Genomic DNA, 18,161 nt, shown 5'->3' with positions numbered 1-18,161 from the left:
TTTGCTGTAGCTTTAAGCTGGCTTTAGTGTCGCTTTACGTTCGTTGTAAAACGCTATTAAATCGTCAACTGTTGCTTGGCAGTATTCGCGAATACCCGAAACCACCATGTGCTTTTCACCACAACCCACTTTAACGCCGTTTTCTAACAGGTTGAAACGTAGTGTAATTTTTCCGCGCTTACCGGCGTACTCAAAGCTTGGCTCTGCAAATTCAAGTACTGGCGCTGTTATATCAAGGTTATCAAGATTAATAAGCATTGATTCGTAAATTACCATCGGACGAGCAGGGTTTATCATTACCTCTTGCTTGCCCATTAATGGGATAATTACATGCGGAAAGGTAGTACCAGAAAACTCAACATAATTTTTTATTAGACTATTAGTTAGTGCTGGGCATTGGCTGGTTTTACCGCTGCGCTTTACCTTTAAAATTACTTTTTCGCCATTGGTAACATCAAACTCATCTGCTCCCTCAGGGAAATGTAGTTTGGTGTTTTCATCAACCATACCGGCAAAAGTAAATTCCATTTGTTCACTAATACCGTAGCGGTCTAGTACCAATGAAAAAAGTAAGTCTCCTGGCGCGCAAAACTTTTTGGCATCTTTGTCATGAAGTGGATTGTAATCGTCAGCAACGCATTTAGCGAAGCGACAACCCTGCTCACGAGAGATAGAAACATAATCAGCATGCTGCTGAAAAAAAGGACTTAACATAGTTTGTTCACTGCTTAAACTGCTTATAACCTATCTATATTACCAGAAAAAAAATATTGAGAGGTCGAATCTGTTAGATTAATGGCTAAATAAAACAGAGTAATAAAAAACAATGACCTTTTATTTATTAGCACTATCAATTATATGTGTTTTTCCGTACTGCAAAATATCAATAATGCGGCAACCCCTTTGGCACTACTTAATGGCTTTAAGTGTAGTAAGTGGGTATTTTCAAGGTTATGTAAATTTGTATGCTCTGCTCAGCACTGGGCTTTACGTTGTTTTATACTACTGTGTGCTAAATGCAAAGTGGGCAATAATACGCGCTATTTTAAGTACTGTTTTTATAATTTCCTCACTGGCATTAGCACTTCATTGGGTGCCTGGTTTTAATAACCTCCCTATTGTTATAGATGAGCGTATTACAAGCGATGCGATTGCTTTTACCCTTTATGCTAATTTTGATAAAGCTATGGCTGGGTTATTCCTTTGTGCTTACTTTTATTCGAATAAAAAAGCTTTAAAAGCAGACTCTAATAAAGCAGGCCCATTAAACGTTAAACAACCTATTTTTATAATTATTGCTACTGTTTTAGCTTCGCTCACTGCGGCTTTAACACTTGGACTTGTAAGCTTTAACCCAAAAGTGCCCAACTTTTGGTTAGCCTTTATTGCTATTAATCTTTTATTTACCTGTGTAGCTGAGGAAGCTTTGTTTAGAGGTTTATTACAAACCAAACTTAGCCAAATAATCACATCTACTCGCCTAGCGCTACTTGCCCCAATAATGACAGCTGCAGTGTTTGCTTTGGCGCATATTGCTGGAGGATTTAACTATGTATTGGTTTCATTTATTGCAGGCTTAGGATATGGCTATATTTTTTATAAAACGCAGCGCTTAGCGTGGGCTATTTTATGCCATTGGTTAGTTAATGTTTGCCACTTCTTTTTGTTTACTTACCCTATGCTCAGTAAAATCTAAATACATTTACAAATGCTAACAATTTACTTAGTAGTAAACATTGCCCGCATTTAATTTTGTTAGTAATTTACTATTTCAAATAATAAATTAAGGGACTAATAAATATGCTACGTTTTATAATGGCAATAACAGTGCTGGCCACAATAACTGGTTGTTCAGGCATGACTTATCATACAGATATAGACAACGGTGTTTTATCTCAAGAAATTGGCACCCACGTTAATAAAAGAGATTTACAGCAATTTTATAGCGACCAAGAAGCACACGAAAGTGGCGCAACACTTTTAGGCCGAATAGAAGGTGAAAGCTGTGATGGCGACGGCATGGGCAGCAATAATGTAAGTTACAATCGCTCTAAATCAAACGCGATTGATTTACTTAAAGCTGATGCTATGCGCAGAGGCGGAAATGCTTTTACTATTAATTCTTGTAGTGAAACGTCCGTATCGTATTGCGACCTATCTGTTTTATGCACCGGACAGGCCTACGACTATTAATAAGTAAAAGTGCAAATTATATATTAAGCGCAAAGCTAAGTAGTACGCGCTTTCCAGACTCGATTTTAGATACGCTGTGTTCGTACTTATCGGGTCTGAATAAATACACGCGATTAAATAAATTTATAATGCATTTTGAGCATTTAAATACCCCACCCGCTTTAGGTTTTTCTAATACAAAGTTGAGCTTGTAATAGCGCCCTTGCTGTACAGGGTCAATATGGTTCATTACGCTGTGATTAGTTGGGTAAGTAACAAGGTTTATCGAAAATGTATTACTGCTAAAAATAGCTTTGTTTTTAACGGTTGCAATCATACTGACTCCTATGAGTTTATATGCCGCATTGTAGCATTTAGTAAATTATGAATGCTTAGGCTAAACAATATCAAAATACGATGTCATATAGCTAAACAGCCTGAAACAAAAAAGCCGAACTTATTTTACTAAGCTCGGCTTTTAAAAGTACATTGTTTAGTAATTATGCACTTGGGTATTCGCGGTACGCACGCTCTATATTTTTAGCCTGCTTTTTAGAAATACCTAAATGAGCAAGTGCTACACGTAAACGAGCACGTGATAAGTCAGAGCCTAATATTTCCATTGCATCAAGCACCGACGTACTTGATGTTTTGCCTGTAATTGCGACAAAAATTGGCTCTAAAAAGTCTTTAATTTTAAGCTCGTGGAATGTAGCCACTTCTTTTGCAATTGCAAAAATAGCGGGCTTATCAAAGCTACGTAAGCCTTCTAGCTGCCATACAAAAAATTGTAGTGCTTGGCGTATTACGTTTTCGTCTGCTTTACCAGCAGTTAATAGCGCAGGATCGTAAGTTGGAATACCACCTACAAAGTGCCCTGCCAGCTCAACCATATCCGAAAGGGTATTAATACGCGTTTTAGCCTCAGGTAATACTTTAGCTAACATTTCACCGTTAAACTTCCAATCAACAAAGCGCTGAATTAACTGCTCGTCGGTTAGGTTTTCGCGGATCCACATGCCGTTTAACCAGCTTAATTTATCTACGTCGAATACTGGACCACCAAGCGATACGCGCTTCATGTCAAAGTTTTCAATCATTTCATTAAGTGTGAACTTTTCACGCTCATCTGGCATTGACCAACCCATACGACCTAAATAGTTAAGCACGGCTTCTGGCAGGTAACCCATTTCTTTATAGTAATTAATAGATGTTGGGTTTTTACGCTTAGATAGCTTTGATTTATCTGGGTTACGTAGTAATGGTAAATGACCAAGTACCGGCGCTTCCCAACCAAAATCTTCGTAAAGTTTTAATAACTTAGGTGCTGAGTTAATCCACTCTTCGCCACGGAAAATATGACTAATTTGCATATGGTGGTCATCAACTACGTTCGCTAAAAAGTACGTTGGGAAACCATCTGCTTTTAAAAGCACTTGCATGTCTACGTTTTCCCACGGGATCTCAATTTCATCTCGTAGGTAGTCGTTAAACTTAAATGTGCCTTCGCTTGGAATTTTCATACGTATAACGTAAGGTTTGCCTGCCGCTAAGTTTGCTTTAATTTCTTCATCTGTATGGTTTAAACCACGACCGTCGTATTTAGGGCGCAAGCCTTCTGCCATTTGCTCTTCACGCATTTGATCAAGCTCTTCGCTTGTTGCAAAGCAGTAAAACGCTTTACCATCGTCAACTAACTGATGCGCGTATTTTTTATATAAATCGCTACGCTCAGATTGACGGTAAGGACCAAATTCGCCACCCACATCAGGACCATGATCCCACTCAAGCCCTAACCAGCGTAAGCTATCCATAATCGCAAGTTCAGACTCTGGCGTGCTACGTACTTGGTCTGTATCTTCTATACGAAGTACAAATTCACCGCCTTGTTGTTTAGCAAAACAGTAGTTAAATAAGGCGATATAAGCGGTGCCAAGATGCGGGTCACCAGTTGGCGACGGGGCAACACGGGTGCGAATTGTCATGGTAAATTCTCTTTAAATAAGTGAGATAATAAAAGTGGTTTATGCAGCTACTTTGTTTAAGTAAGCAATAATATCGTTTGATTCATACAGCCATTGTACTTGGCCATTTTTCTCTATACGCAGGCAAGGCACTTTAACTTTGCCGCCTTGCTCAAGAAGCTCTTGACGATATTGCTCATTATTTTTTGCATCACGCGTTTCTATGTTTAAGCCTTCGCGCTTAATAGCGCGGCGTACTTTTACACAAAACGGGCATGCTTTAAATTGGTACAGTTTAAATTGTGAGGTTTGCTGATCAAGCTGTGCTTGCTCGTCGCTTGCACGCTTTTTACTGCGAGGAGTAAATACAAAATTAAAGAATAAGATTATACAACCTAAAAACCAACGAACTAATTTCATGTTCTGTGCTCTGCTTACAACAATTTAAGGAGCCAGATTTTAGCACAAATTTACAATCAAAAAAGCTCAATACTGTTATCTATCTTTGGTTCGTTATTAACTTCTAATTCACTGTAGGAGGTAACTCTATTACGGCCAGTATTCTTAGAGTAGTAAAGCGCTAAATCAGCCTGATTTACAATACTCGATACAGTATCAATACTCACTAACTCTAAAAAACCAATGCTAATGGTTAATTGGCCAATTTGTGGAAAAGGGTATTGGGCAACATTAAGGCGTAACCGGTTAAGTGCAACATGTGCATCAGCCTCTGTTTTTGCTTGAAATAACATTGCAAATTCTTCACCACCATACCTAAATACATAGTCTTCTATTCTAAAATTATTTTTTAGTAGCCGTGCAACAAGTAAAATAACCTCATCGCCAATTACATGCCCGTAGTTATCATTAATATTTTTAAAGTTGTCGATATCGGCAATAGCTAAATACCAACGTCGCTTTTTATTGTTATCATTTCTTGGTAACAAAAAACCGTTACCCGATATAATCTCAATTACCTTTTTATCAAATGTTTGCCTATTTAAAAGCTCTGTAAGTGGATCTAACCGCGACTTATATAATAGCCCAAGCTGATTAGCATAAATATTTAAAATATGTACAGCTAACATAGTTGTTCGTTCTGGTAATTCTTGCTCGGTTTCTATTAATAAAGTGCCGACTACTTTTCCAAAATGATAAATAGGCACGTAACTTGTTGTGCTACTAAAGGCATAGCTCACCCTAATTTTATTTTGAGTGACCTTTTGTAATAACAATGATGTTTCATCTGGGCTTAATTGCTCTAAATTACTATTTGGATTAATAAGAGTAGGGGGTATGGGGGCTGAAAAATTTTTATTGACGTAAATGGCAAAATTATCAACTTCGAGCAAGTCGCCAATTATTTGTATTAATGCGCTATCTAAATCACTTTCTTCCTCTTGCTGGGTAAGCTTAATAATCCATTCGTGCCCACACTTATTTGCCTTCATTACACTGCCTAAACTAATTAAACTTTTATTAGTCTAGACAATACTCATGAATTTACTAAGTTATGAGGTAATACTTATTAACTAATCCTTTAGAATAGGTATTAAAGTAATACTAAGTCGTCGCGATGCAATACTTCTGCACCACTATCGTATTCAAGTAACTCACCTATTTGATTTGAGTGTGCGCCTTTAATTTTATTTACCTCGGTACTGCTAAAACGCGTTAAGCCACGCGCAATTACTTGATTTTTAGTATCTATTAAATCAATTAAATCGCCTCTTTCAAAACGTCCAAATGCATTAGTAACGCCTTTAGCAAGTAAGCTTGCACCTTTATTTTGAAGGGCACTAATAGCACCTGTATCTATAACAATTTGGCCGGTGCTTTTAGGCCCCGCTAGTAGCCATTTTTTACGGCCATCTTTTGGGGCGGTGAGTTTTAAAAAGCGTGTACCAGGTAACTCGTCACTCATGCATTTTAAAATAACGTTTTTACCTGCGCCTTTAGCAATAATAACTTCAACGCCTGCACGCCTTGCGATGTCAGCTGCTTGTAATTTGGTTGCCATGCCGCCAGTACCTAAGTTTGTACCACTGCCACCAGCAAGTTGGCGCAGCTCATCGTTTATATGTGTTACTTCACCAATGAGGGTAGCATCGGCATTGGTACGAGGATCGCTGGTAAATAACCCTTCTTGATCGGTAAGTAGCAATAATTTATTAGCATTAGCCAAAATAGCTACAAGTGCCGATAAATTATCGTTGTCGCCTACTTTTATTTCACTGGTAGCGACTGCGTCATTTTCGTTAATGATGGGCACAACATCGTAATTTAATAACGCATTGAGTGTATCGCGGGCATTAAGGTAGCGCTCTCTGTCGTCTACATCAGCGCGAGTAAGCAGCATTTGCCCTACATTTACCCCATATAAAGCAAACAAGCTCTGCCAAATATGAATAAGTTGACCTTGTCCAATTGCAGCAAGCATTTGTTTATCAATTAAGCTTCTGCCACAGGGTTTTAATAGTTGTTCGCGCCCAGCAGCTACCGCGCCGCTCGATACTAAAATAACCTGGTGGCCTTGCTTTTTAAGCTCGCAGCATTGGCGTACTAATTCAACCATATGTGCTTTGTCTAGCTTATCGGTGCCGCCAGTTAGTACGCTTGTACCAAGCTTTACAACTATTACCTGTTCCCTTTGCATGTGCTTTTTACTATTGATTAATTAAAGATGAATTAATTTATACCAGCTCGGTATTTTTGAACAAGTTAAAAATTTTCATGCTAGGATCTGATTTTATCAAATTAAGTAAATTACTCTCTATGCCTGCCAGTTTATGTTTAATTATTGCCACCTTTTTATGGGGCAGCTCTTTTATTGCGCTCAAATACGCCATTGCTATTTACGACCCTGCATTGGTGATATTTTTACGCATGCTCACCACGTTAGTTTTGTCGCTTTGTTTATGGCGCTACGTTATTCGGTTTGAGTACTTAAAAGGTGACTGGAAGTATTTAGTGGGTATGTCGCTTGCTGAGCCTTGCTTATACTTTTTATTTGAAGGCCATGCAATGGAATACACATCAGCCTCGCAGGCCGGTGTTATTGTCTCTTGCTTACCTATTATTATTGCGTTGCTTGCCTTTGTATTACTTAAAGAGCATATAAGCAAAGCCATTGTTGTCGGTTTTACGCTGTGTATAGGTGGCAGTATTTTACTTACGCTTCTTTCACCAAGTACCGACCAAGCACCTAATCCGTTACTAGGTAACTTTTTAGAGCTTATGGCTATGGTGTGCGCTGCATTTTATACCGTAAGTATTAAACATTTAGCTAATCGCTACTCGCCCCTGACTTTAATTGCGTTGCAAGGTATTAGCGGCAGCTTGTTTTTTGCGCCGTTTTTGTTTTTTATCGACCTACCAAGCGAAAACCAACACGACTTAACCGCGCTTATGAGCATTTTGTATTTAGGCTCGTGTGTAACCCTTGGCGGGTATGGCATGTACAACTATGCAATTAGCAAGGTATCGGTATTAACCGCTGCTGCGTACTCTAATTTAATTCCTATTTTTACACTTATTTTGTCAGCTATTATTTTGGGCGAAGTGCTCAACGTTTGGCAATGGCTGAGCATATTTGTGGTATTTATTGGCGTAATGGTAAGCCAGCGCCATCAAGAACTCGTGGTTGATATACCGCTTAGTGAATCAGGCGAAGACATTTGCGCAGATACAAGCAATCTTAAATCAGTACCCGAGGCAAGCGAATCAAAAGGGTAACAGGTAAGCAAATACAGCCCAGGTGTTTGTAAAAATGAGTTTTGGGATTGATGAATAACCTCAATCCCCGTTACTTTATAATTTTGTATCACCCCACTTTGCAGTTGCAAAGTAAACGCCTCTCCCACTTTGGCGTTTTGTAAAAATGCAAAGTGGGTGTCGTTATGCCCGGCTATTAGCGCGCCCTTTTCGTTTCCAAACTCTTTTCCGCCAAGCTCCCCTGCAGGTAAAAATTGGCTAGGCGCAAACGCTAAGTTACGACCACTCGCTCCAGCCAATACACTTAATGTTTTATTATGGCTTGGCCAATCGAGCTTTGCAGTCACGTAGCTGTCGGCGTAATACCACGGTTTTACTTTAGTGCCGGGTGATTTAAGTGCCTCTTGCCATGCTTGCTCAATTAATACCTGAGCAAGCCACGCTTTTGCCTGCATATAAGCGCCGTGACCAAATAATCCAAGCCCAGCGATTAGTAAACCCACGCTTAGCCACTTTTTCATTTACGTGCCCTGCTTAATTTAAGCCCTCTATTTATTTTAAGGGCGCCAAATCCCAATAATAAAATACAGCCTAGTAATATATGTAACCTGCTTTGCCCATCGGTTTGCGGTAAACGCATTGCCATACCTTGTGGTACTGCATTAGTAGCTTGCGCCGTTTGCTCTGCCACTTCTTTTATTTGAGTTTGTTCAATCGCTATAAAAGCAGTAAACGGGCTAAGTAATTGATGAGTAAGCGCAAGCTCCTGTACTTCATCTTTAACTACACTTTGCTCGTTGTATAAAAGTAATGACTTGATTTTTTGGCGCGCCCATAGTTTTGCAATACCTTGAGCGTTTGAGCTGTTTTGGGTGCTTAATTTAATACTTGAAGGACCTTGTGCTGTTTGCCCAGCAAGTACCAAATTTTTAGCATTATTAAGTTTTATAGCGACCATGATAGGCTCGCCAAAATATAAATCAGGTAGTGGTGATGGCCAAAAATCTAAGCTTTTACCGCTTTCATCGCTTAGCGCCAAATTAGTAATAGCCGGATGTGCAAGCTTATCAAACAACTGCTGCATTTTAGGTTGCACCTCGCTTGTGCTGCCTATAAACGTAAATGAGCCTTTACCTATATCTGCCGCTCGGCGCATAAAAAAGCTATTCGGTGCGCTGCCAATACCCACTGTGTATAAGCGGCTATCGCCTAACTTACTTTGAATATTTTTAAATAATGCATCTTCGTTGCTTACGCTGCCATCAGTTAAAAATACAACTTGGCGTACAAAACCATCAAACTCGCTGCCATCAAGTACGGCATTAAGCGCACCTTGTATTTCAGTGCCGCCGTCGGCTTCTAGGCTATAAATAAATCGCTCTGCACGGCGTAAATTAAAGTCACTGGCTATAAGTGGCTCATCGCTCATTGGAGTTACTATGTTGTCAAAACCAATAATGTTAAAGCTGTCGTCGCTATCGAGTAATGACAGCGCATAAAACAAGGCTTTTTTAGCTTGCTCCATAGATTGCCCGTGCATAGAGCCTGACGTATCAACGACAAATACCATTTCACGAGGTAAGCGCTGTGTTTGTGTAAAGTGATCCCCTGGTGGCATTAGCATAGCAAGTCCGTATCGGTCACCATTTTCAAACTGCTGAGTAAAAAATGCAGCTTGAGCTTGCTCTTTTTGCAGAGGTTTAAACTCAAGTACAAAGTCGCGATTAACTGCATTTGTCTCATTTAACGCTATTTTATATTGCCCAAATGCTGTGTTTTGTACATCAACATTGTGAAATTTAGAATTGATATCCACCAGCTCTAAGCCTACGTCTATATCAATGTTTAAGCTAAATTGGCTACTTGGTACGTTATCAGTTTGAGTACTATTTTGAGTGATGTTTTGAATGCTGTAAACAGGGCTTAACCATCCCGTTGGGAGCGGATTAACATGCGCTTGATTTTGAGTACTCACCTCAACCTCACCACTAATCGCGTGATAACGCGGTGTAATGGTAGTAGGAAATCTAATAGCGAATGTACCGCTGCTGTAGTCAATTATTTCTTGATACTCAAGCTCAATAATCACTTGCTCACCGGGGCCAATATTAGCCACATTCGTAATAAACATATTCGCACGTTGTTGGCGTACTAGGGCCGCTTGCTTGCCTGCTTTTTTAGCCTCCTCGTATTTTTTTTCGGCTTCCACTTTTTTATCAATTTGGCCTTTAATGACTCGCTCACCTATACGCATCGTCATGGCATGTACGGCGCTTTCATCAGGCAATGGAAAAACGTAGCGCGCGTTGACTGCAAACGGGTTTTCGTTTTGATAGGTTTGCGTAACTACAACATGATTAATTAGGCCAGTTAAGGTCATATTGGCGTCGCTTTTTAATATTATTGCTGGGCCTGCTGGCGCACCATTGCTATCAAAAAGCTCTAACTTGGGTGATTGCGCATGGCTTTTGAAGCTCGCTAACAGCACAATCGCTATGAATATAAAAATGCTTACTTTAGTAAGCATTTTGGTCGGTTTACTCAACATAAAATCACTCCATCGAACGCTTTGCTTTACTTAGATTCAGTTAGATTTAGTTACTCGCCGTTTGGCCATTTGCTGGGCTCATTGAGCGAGTGGTAAGCGTTACGCGTCTATCAAAAAAGTTATCTTCCACCGTGTCGCTGTTAGCCAATGTTTGCTGCTCGCCAAATGCCTGCGTACTTAAGCGTTTGTGGCTCACACCGTGTTTTATTAAATAGCTTTGCACGGCATTTACACGCGCTTTAGAAAGTAAAAGGTTGGCTTGCTCATCGCCGCGTTGATCGGCAAAGCCACTTAAATCAAGTGCGAGTTGTGGTTGGTTGTTTAACAAGTTAACCAGTTGGTCTAACTGCAGTGCAAAATGCGGGGCAATAACACTTGAACCTGTTTTAAATTGCACCGTCATCGCCAATAAGTTATTAATTTGAACTTGAGTTAACTGCTCATTTTGATTGGCAAGTACTTCTAACTGCTGCTCTAACATATTGTTGTGGTTAAGCACGTGTTGGTAATCGCTGGTTTTTTCTTTCATAACCGTAATTGCACGCTCTTGCTCTGCAATTTTGTTATCAGCTACTTTTGAATCACCTATTAAACCACCGGCAAATGCCCCAATAAACGCACCAATTGGCCCGCCTACTACGCCGCCAATAATAGCGCCTGCACCTAAACCAATAGCCGTTTCTTTATGGGCTTCTTTTGATGGCGTGTTAGATGTTGAGGCAATTGCTGGAGTACAAAAACTAGCAACGAGTGTTAATGCAATTAATGTCTTCTTCATGATTTGATCCTTAAACTTACTTTTTAATTTGTGATGTTTTGTTTTGATGGACCTATTAAAACAAGCTCAAGTGGCAACAAAGGGGATCAAAAATGGCAAACTGCTGAGCAATTGTGGCAAAAAAATGGCAATTGCCTTTTTAAGCGTACTTAGCTTAAAAACTTCGATATAGTGCACAGCAGAGCCGATAGGATAATGATTAAGATGAAAAAAATAGCCATCGTTGAAGATGAACCCGCAATCCGCGAAAACTACATAGAAATGCTGAGCGCACAGGGCTACCAAGTCAGTGGCTTTGAAAATCGCGCCAGCGCAGAAGCTGAATTTAAAAATGCCCTGCCCGATTTAGCCATTGTTGATATTGGCCTAGGCCATGAAATAGATGGTGGTTTTTTACTGTGCCAAACATTGCGATCGCTTTCTAAAACGCTGCCTATTATTTTTTTAACCGCCCGCGATAGCGAAATAGATACCGTATGCGGCCTGCGCATGGGCGCCGACGACTACCTAACAAAAGACATTAGCTTGGCTCACTTGGCTGCACGTATTGGGGCGCTGTTTCGCCGAATGGAAGCACTTGAACAACCCGCTGATGCAAACGCCCTCATAACACGCGGGCAGTTAACGCTCGACACGCAACGTATGCAGGTATTTTGGCAGCAACAATTAGTTGATTTAACCGTAACCGAATTTTGGATGCTGCATTCACTCGCCCAGCGACCAGGCCATGTTAAAAGCCGTAACGAATTAATGAGCGATGCAAAAATTTATGTAGACGACAGCACCATTACTTCACACGTAAAACGTATTCGTAAAAAGTTTATAGCACTCGACAGCTCCTTCGATCGCATAGATACCGTGTATGGCATGGGCTACAGGTGGGAACAACACTAATGCTACGATTTGGTCTGCGCAGTAAATTTATATTACTTTCATGTTTTTTGTTTTTGCTACCGTGGCTTGGCTACGAGTACGTATGGGAAATGGAAAAGTTTTTACGCCAAGGCCAAGAAAAAACTCTCGTAGGCACCACTCGAGCACTTGCTACAGCATTACATGAGCGCCCCGCATTATTTGACGAGCAAACCAACTTTTTAGACCAAGTAGTAAAAGGCCGCGATTTATACGCTTATAATCTTAAAAACCCTATTCAGCTCGACGGTAAACTTAACGATTGGGACAGCTATCAACCGCTATTTTGGCATTACGATAAACGCTACTTACAAAAAACAGATAACAAACATCAAGCCCGTGACTTATCGTTTGATCATATGGTGGGAAAATTTGATAACTACTTATACGCCGTATTTAAAGTCACCGACAATACTCTTATTTATCGCGCTAAAAATAGCTTAAGTATTACCAATAACGATTATTTACAAATTGGCCTAAAAACGCCTAACGGCCAGTTTAATACTTACATTATTGCGCCACGCCAAGACGGCTGGGTTAATGCGTTTGATGCAAATACCAAAGCCCCTTTTACAAAAATTCAGGGCTATTTTGAAAGTACCGAATCAGGTTATAACGTAGAGCTGCGCTTTCCAATTAGCATGCTGGGCAACAAGCTTGGCTTTGCTATTGTTGACATTGATAGTAAAGAGACATTGCTAGAGCCTAAAATAATGTCGACCTCAAACTTAAATAACCCAAACGATTTAGGCTCGGTATTAGTCCCTTCCCCAGAAATTAGCCGTATTTTAAAAGGTATGGGCCACAGCGGTAGCCGCATTTGGGTGGTTGATAACCATCATCGTGTACTTGCCCAATCGGGTACTATTCAAAATGCAGATGGCGTATGGGCTGATGGGCTTGCTAACAAAACACCTGAAACTTGGTGGCAGCGCTTTGAGCAAAATTACTTACACCCAATTTACTATAAAATATTAACGCGCCCCGAAAATGAGTTTTTAGATACCCTGCACGATGTAGCCTCTATGCAGGGCACACATTTAGCGAAAGCATTAAAAGGACAACCAGCATCGTCTTGGCGATTAACACCCGACAGTAAAGCCGTTATTTTATCGGCCGCTTACCCTATTTGGATTCAAGACCAAGTAATTGGCGCGGTAATAGCAGAGGAAACCACAAACGGTGTACGTACGCTGCGTAACAAATCACTCGAAAAACTGTTTAACGTTATTTTAGCTGTGATGCTAATTGGTACTGTCACCTTGTTCTTTTTTGCCTCACGTATATCAAACCGAATTAGGCGACTGCGCGATACTGCTGAGCAAGCGATTGATGCACAAGGGCGTGTTACCGGCAGTATTAATTACAGCGATGCTAACGATGAAATTGGCGACCTGTCTCGTAGTTTTTCAAACATTGTGAGCCGACTTGGTGGCTATACCGATTACTTAGAAAATATGTCGTCGCGGTTATCCCACGAACTGCGCACGCCGGTTGCCGTAGTGCGCTCATCACTCGAAAACTTACAAAGCTTGCCACAAAACGAGCTGAGTCAAAAATACCTCGACCGCGCCAGTGAAGGCGTTGAACGCTTAGGTAAAATAATAACCACCATGAGTGAAGCTACTCGCCTTGAGCAAAGTATTCAAAGCAACGAGCCTGAGCCTTTTGATTTACAAAAAGTAATAAATGGCTGCATGCAAGGCTATCAGCTTACTTACCCACACCAGTTATTTACGCTTGATGTATGCCAAAGCAAATTACCTATGCAAGGTGCACCGGAGTTTATAGCTCAGCTGCTTGATAAACTTATTAATAACGCGCTGGAGTTCAGCAAAGCCAATACGGCTATTAATGTAAGCCTTAAGCAGAGCGAAAATAAAGCAACATTAACAGTGAGAAACACAGGCCCTGCGTTACCCGAAGGATTAACTGAGCATATTTTTGATTCAATGGTGTCGGTACGTAGCCAGCAAATGCAGCAACAGCCACATTTGGGGTTAGGGCTTTATATTGTAAGGCTGGTGTGCGACTACCATAAAGGCAGTGTAACCGCGCAAAACAACGAGCAAGGTAATGGTGTCGTGTTTACCGTAACACTGCCGTTAGCTAATAGTTAGGGCTGTATTTGTACCGTTATATCTGTACCGTTATATTTATAGCCACAGCATTATATGCAAATAGTAAGTACGCAATAAGTTAAATTCAGCTGTATATTTTTAGTTAAAAAAAGCTACTTTAATTTACCTTAACTCCATATAAATTAACAAATACCTCCCTCTCATCCCTTAAAAGCTGCCGGTTACAATTTAGTACAACTACAAATGTAACTATTCACTTTTTATTCAGTCGAATGACCATACCCTACATCATATTAAAGTATTAAATTGAAGGAATACTCATGAAACCATCACTAGAGCGTGAAGAACTAGACTTTATTTTTGACTTATACAGGCCCTCTAAAAAGCCCAAGTCTGAAGAGGTAAAACCAAAAAACACCAATTACAAAGAGCTAAGAAAGCACGACGCGACTAAAAACCAAGGCGTATCGCACTACTTAGTCTAATTTTATTACGCTTGGGACTTCTCATGTTCTAAAAATGCTTTAATGCAGTTTATTTCTGCAAGTTTTACTTCTTCGCCTATTTCAGGGCCTTTTTTGCCATTTTTAAGTGCATCTTGCACTACTTGTTTCTTATCCATTTTTTGCAGTTCAGTATGAATTGCTCGCAGCTTAGCTGCTTGCGGGTATGGCTTATCGACCAGTGTTTCACCACGCCCTTGTGCATCGCATTGGCATGCTTGGGTAAACGCTATAAAACGTTCTGGGTGTACCAACGCATTTAAGTTAGTCACTATTAGCTTGTGAATGGTTTGCGGCCTTAACTGATCAATCGTGTGGCAAAGGGTGTGATTATCACTGGTGAGTACACCAACATCGCGAAAACGGTTTGGCACTTTTAAGCGCTCACAAAACGCCTCAATAACTGCAACGCCTTCGCGTTCGTGCCCTCGTAGGTTTCCATACTTTTTAAAACTCAGCGCTTTTCCAAAATCATGGGTAAGTGCAGCAAAGCGTGCTTCTAAGTTAAAATTCAAATCGGCTGCACGCCTAAGTACCAACATAGTATGCACAAATACATCCCCTTCAGGATGATGGTTTGCCGGTTGCGGTACATTAACCATGCGCTCAAGTTCTGGAAAAATACCTAAACCTTGCAGTGCTTCAAAATAAAGCTCAGGGTGCTTTTCACCCAGTGCTTTTTCGGTTTCAAGCCACACGCGCTCAGGTACTAAATGATTGAGCTCACCTTTATTTTTAAGCTCGCGCATTAATGCATAGGTACTTGGGTGAATACGCCAATCACTGCCATAGCGCGCTAAAAAACGGGCAATACGCAGTACTCGAACAGGGTCTTCTACAAATGCCTCAGTGGTGTGGCGCAGTGTTTTATTTTGTAAGTCAGTTTGGCCATTAAACGGGTCAATAATATTACCGTGTTCATCAAGCGCCATTGAATTTATGGTCAAATCACGCCTTGCTAAATCTTCTTCTAGCGTAACGGTTGGGCTGGCATCAACCACAAAGCCAGTATAGCCTTTGCCACTTTTACGCTCTGTGCGCCCTAGTGCATATTCTTCTTTTGTTTTTGGGTGTAAGTAAACCGGAAAGTCACTACCTATTGGCACAAAACCAAGCGATTCCATCGTTTTTGGTGTTTCCCCAATCACTACATAGTCGTTATCTTTTGATTTTATATTTAGCAGTTTGTCGCGCACTGCACCGCCAACGAGGTAAACTTGTTTTAAGTTACTTTTCACTTTATTCCCAATAACACTTGCCCAATTGTTTGACGCTAATCATATCATTAATTAAAAAATTCTGCGGTATTTGCCAAGCTTAAGTAAGCTCATTACAATGGCGCATTATTTTTAGCTATAGCCTCATAATTAATGAAAAACCATTCATCAAAAAAAGAACTCATGTTACTACCCATTTTATTAGTGGTTATTTTGATGTGTGTGGCGGGTCACTTTTTACTACAAGCAAATTTTCAAGACAGTAATGTGGTTGAATACATGTTGGCAGCACTGCCGTTTGCTATGTTTGGGTTGGTTATTGTGGCGTTTAAAATGGCGGCTAAAAGCGAAAAGGATGAACAAAACGAGCAGGACTCTTAATCCTACTCTGTTTTAGCTACTTATTATAATTTAAAGTATGTGATAGCCAAACCAGTCTGGCTTTATCGGCTGCGATATACCGCTGGGCGTGAGCTTAATGTTTAGCTGGCTGTCGAGTAAATCAATGGCAAAGCAATCGTCCACATCATGTAAATCATCTTTATGAATATGACTAAGCCCTGCGAGCAAATCGTTTTTAGCGCGCTCTTTAGCTTCATGGCTACTGCTTGCAACATACAGTGCAAAGTCATGTTGCTCAGCCATAGAATCACTTCTGTAAGCGCCTAAATTTACAAAATAGAGTTGTTTATTTTGCTCCACATAGCTATCAACAACTTCTACTTTAAAGCCATCAATATGATTAATTGCCATGTAGCTATCCATGTGAACACTACTTCTGTCGCCTACCCATTGGCTTTTTAACTTTGAGTAGGTTTGCTCTATATTCTCCCCTACTACAAAACGAATATCATGCATTTCAATGTGGCAACCCTGAATTCGCCCCCCTAAATACACCATAAATAACTGCATGCTTTTCCTTAACCTAAATTATCAACATCAATATTATGCTTTTTAATCAACTTATAAAAATCTGAGCGATTGCGCTTGGCAAGCTTAGCGCCTTCAGCTACGTTACCACCTGCCATTTTTAAAGTGTTAATTACATAGTCGCGCTCAAACTCTTTTTTAGCGTCGTTTAGTGATAATGGTTCTACGTTTGTTTCGTTACTATTTAGCGCAGCTAACACTAAGTGCTCTGAAATAACATCGCTTGGCGTTAATGCTACAACCTGCTCTACTACGTTTTGTAATTGGCGGATATTACCTGGCCAGTCGTAACGTACAAGCGCATGCATAGCATCGCTTGCAAAGTGTTTTTCAGTTTGGTTCATGCGCTTAGCAATGCTTGCACTAAAGTGCTGTGCTAATAAGCTTATATCTTCGCGGCGCTCACACAGTGGCGGTAATTTTAAATTAACTACGTTTAAGCGATAGTATAAATCTTCTCTAAATTGCTGGTTTAAAATAGCTTCAGGAAGATTTTTATGTGTTGCCGACACTATGCGTACATCAATTGCTATCTCTTCTTGAAAACCTACTGGGCGAATTGTTTTTTCTTGTAATACGCGCAGTAACTTAACCTGTAAGTTAAGCGGCATATCGCCAATTTCGTCTAAAAATAACGTGCCACCCTGTGCTTGTTGAAACAAACCTTGGTGATCTTTAATTGCACCCGTAAACGAGCCTTTTTTATGACCAAATAATTCGGACTCTAAAAGCTCCCCTGGTACAGCGCCGCAGTTAATTGCAACAAAAGGGCCACCGCTTACATGGCTATGCTGGTGAATCGCCTGTGCGAGTAATTCTTTACCAGTACCACTAGCCCCCGAAATAAGTACATTAACTTGGGTTGGCCCAAGTAGTTTTACTTGCTCTAACAAGTGCAGCATGGCACCACTGCGCGTAACTATATTACTTTTAGGTGCAGCTTCATCGGCGTTAACACCATGAATTTCTATCGCTTTAGCAAGGCTGTCAAATAGCTCGTCTTTATCCACTGGTTTAGTTATAAATGCAAAAATGCCCTGCTTAGTTGCCTCTACGGCATCAGGAATTGAGCCGTGCGCTGTCATCATAATGACAGGTAATGCAGGGTAGCGGCTTTGCAGCTGACGATGCAGTGCCATACCATCCATTTCATCCATGCGTAAGTCGGTTATAACGGCATCAAACACTTGGCTTTTAAGTATTTGTAGTGCAGTTAAGCCGCTTTCGCAGGTTGTTACTTCGTATCCTTTTGATTCAATACGAATAGCGAGCAGTTTTAATAAGCTAGCGTCGTCGTCTACGAGTAATACTTTTGCACCTTGTACTTTAGTTGCGGCCATCA

General features: G+C 40.5%; 19 protein-coding genes. 7 read left to right on the top strand and 12 right to left on the bottom strand.

Annotated elements, in window-relative coordinates; all coding sequences use genetic code 11:
• Positions 1-12 precede the first annotated feature (12 nt).
• Entirely contained in the window at positions 13-714 is a 702-nt protein-coding gene (locus H5122_RS07140) for a DUF3581 domain-containing protein (RefSeq protein WP_039484969.1), read from the bottom strand.
• Positions 715-826: 112 nt separating this feature from the next.
• Between H5122_RS07140 and H5122_RS07135 the strand changes: the two genes are divergently transcribed.
• Entirely contained in the window at positions 827-1,696 is an 870-nt protein-coding gene (locus tag H5122_RS07135; protein WP_175413884.1) for a CPBP family intramembrane glutamic endopeptidase, read from the top strand.
• A gap of 104 nt (positions 1,697-1,800) precedes the next feature.
• Positions 1,801-2,193 (top strand): hypothetical protein, encoded by a 393-nt coding sequence (locus tag H5122_RS07130; RefSeq protein ID WP_182681790.1) that lies wholly within the window; start codon positions 1,801-1,803, stop codon positions 2,191-2,193.
• 16 nt (positions 2,194-2,209) lie between these two features.
• Here the strand turns inward: H5122_RS07130 and H5122_RS07125 are convergent, their stop codons facing one another.
• The 5 genes from H5122_RS07125 to proB all read right to left on the bottom strand — a co-directional run bounded on the left by H5122_RS07125 (position 2,210) and on the right by proB (position 6,792).
• Positions 2,210-2,509: a hypothetical protein gene (locus H5122_RS07125; protein ID WP_021032137.1), complete on the bottom strand. Its 300-nt coding sequence runs from the start codon at positions 2,507-2,509 to the stop codon at positions 2,210-2,212.
• A 163-nt stretch (positions 2,510-2,672) separates the two neighbouring features.
• On the bottom strand, positions 2,673-4,157 hold the full coding sequence (gene gltX / locus H5122_RS07120; protein ID WP_002961608.1) for a glutamate--tRNA ligase: 1,485 nt from the start codon (positions 4,155-4,157) through the stop codon (positions 2,673-2,675).
• A 39-nt stretch (positions 4,158-4,196) separates the two neighbouring features.
• The gene (locus H5122_RS07115; RefSeq protein ID WP_002961611.1) at positions 4,197-4,556 is read right to left on the bottom strand and encodes a glutaredoxin domain-containing protein; all 360 of its coding nucleotides are present in this window, start codon (positions 4,554-4,556) and stop codon (positions 4,197-4,199) included.
• Between the two features lie 56 nt (positions 4,557-4,612).
• A complete protein-coding gene (locus H5122_RS07110; protein ID WP_182681789.1) occupies positions 4,613-5,587 on the bottom strand; it encodes a GGDEF domain-containing protein in 975 nt (324 codons plus the stop codon).
• Positions 5,588-5,688: 101 nt separating this feature from the next.
• The gene (gene proB, locus H5122_RS07105) at positions 5,689-6,792 is read right to left on the bottom strand and encodes a glutamate 5-kinase (protein ID WP_182681788.1); all 1,104 of its coding nucleotides are present in this window, start codon (positions 6,790-6,792) and stop codon (positions 5,689-5,691) included.
• 119 nt (positions 6,793-6,911) lie between these two features.
• On the opposite strand from proB, the gene H5122_RS07100 reads away from it, so the two are divergent.
• Positions 6,912-7,871: a DMT family transporter gene (locus H5122_RS07100; protein WP_024597327.1), complete on the top strand. Its 960-nt coding sequence runs from the start codon at positions 6,912-6,914 to the stop codon at positions 7,869-7,871.
• Here H5122_RS07100 and H5122_RS07095 read toward each other — a convergent pair.
• Genes H5122_RS07095 through pdsO form a run of 3 tightly spaced genes read right to left on the bottom strand, consistent with a single transcriptional unit; the run spans position 7,766 to position 11,176 of the window.
• Complete coding sequence (locus tag H5122_RS07095; RefSeq protein ID WP_081824594.1) at positions 7,766-8,371, bottom strand: class GN sortase; 606 nt, start codon at positions 8,369-8,371, stop codon at positions 7,766-7,768. The genes H5122_RS07100 and H5122_RS07095 overlap by 106 nt on opposite strands.
• Entirely contained in the window at positions 8,368-10,398 is a 2,031-nt protein-coding gene (locus tag H5122_RS07090) for a marine proteobacterial sortase target protein (protein WP_182681787.1), read from the bottom strand. Before H5122_RS07090 ends, H5122_RS07095 begins: the two co-directional genes overlap by 4 nt.
• 46 nt (positions 10,399-10,444) lie before the next feature.
• Entirely contained in the window at positions 10,445-11,176 is a 732-nt protein-coding gene (pdsO, locus tag H5122_RS07085) for a sortase-associated OmpA-like protein PdsO (RefSeq protein ID WP_182681786.1), read from the bottom strand.
• A gap of 204 nt (positions 11,177-11,380) precedes the next feature.
• Here pdsO and pdsR point away from each other — a divergent pair, with 204 nt between their 5' ends.
• From pdsR to H5122_RS07070, 3 genes are all read left to right on the top strand, one after another.
• Entirely contained in the window at positions 11,381-12,070 is a 690-nt protein-coding gene (gene pdsR / locus H5122_RS07080) for a proteobacterial dedicated sortase system response regulator (RefSeq protein WP_182681785.1), read from the top strand.
• A complete protein-coding gene (gene pdsS / locus H5122_RS07075) occupies positions 12,070-14,208 on the top strand; it encodes a proteobacterial dedicated sortase system histidine kinase (protein WP_182681784.1) in 2,139 nt (712 codons plus the stop codon). The genes pdsR and pdsS overlap by 1 nt, the downstream gene beginning before the upstream one ends.
• 281 nt (positions 14,209-14,489) lie before the next feature.
• Positions 14,490-14,654, top strand: a complete 165-nt coding sequence (locus H5122_RS07070) for a hypothetical protein (RefSeq protein ID WP_182196201.1) — start codon at positions 14,490-14,492, stop codon at positions 14,652-14,654.
• Between the two features lie 5 nt (positions 14,655-14,659).
• Here H5122_RS07070 and H5122_RS07065 read toward each other — a convergent pair whose 3' ends face one another.
• Entirely contained in the window at positions 14,660-15,910 is a 1,251-nt protein-coding gene (locus H5122_RS07065) for a multifunctional CCA addition/repair protein (protein WP_182681783.1), read from the bottom strand.
• Between the two features lie 132 nt (positions 15,911-16,042).
• Between H5122_RS07065 and H5122_RS07060 the strand changes: the two genes are divergently transcribed.
• Positions 16,043-16,270, top strand: coding sequence for a hypothetical protein (locus H5122_RS07060; protein WP_007581571.1), 228 nt, complete (start codon positions 16,043-16,045; stop codon positions 16,268-16,270).
• A 30-nt stretch (positions 16,271-16,300) separates the two neighbouring features.
• Here the strand turns inward: H5122_RS07060 and H5122_RS07055 are convergent, their stop codons facing one another.
• On the bottom strand, positions 16,301-16,801 hold the full coding sequence (locus tag H5122_RS07055; RefSeq protein WP_002961636.1) for a DUF1543 domain-containing protein: 501 nt from the start codon (positions 16,799-16,801) through the stop codon (positions 16,301-16,303).
• A gap of 8 nt (positions 16,802-16,809) precedes the next feature.
• Positions 16,810-18,159, bottom strand: coding sequence for a sigma 54-interacting transcriptional regulator (locus H5122_RS07050; RefSeq protein ID WP_024597600.1), 1,350 nt, complete (start codon positions 18,157-18,159; stop codon positions 16,810-16,812).
• Positions 18,160-18,161: the final 2 nt, after the last annotated feature.

This window comes from Pseudoalteromonas sp. SG43-8 (assembly GCF_014164245.1).
GTDB classification, from domain to species: Bacteria; Pseudomonadota; Gammaproteobacteria; order Enterobacterales; family Alteromonadaceae; genus Pseudoalteromonas; species Pseudoalteromonas distincta.
The sequence above is the reverse complement of the archived record's forward strand: the minus strand, read 5'-3'. Positions and strand labels throughout refer to the sequence as shown.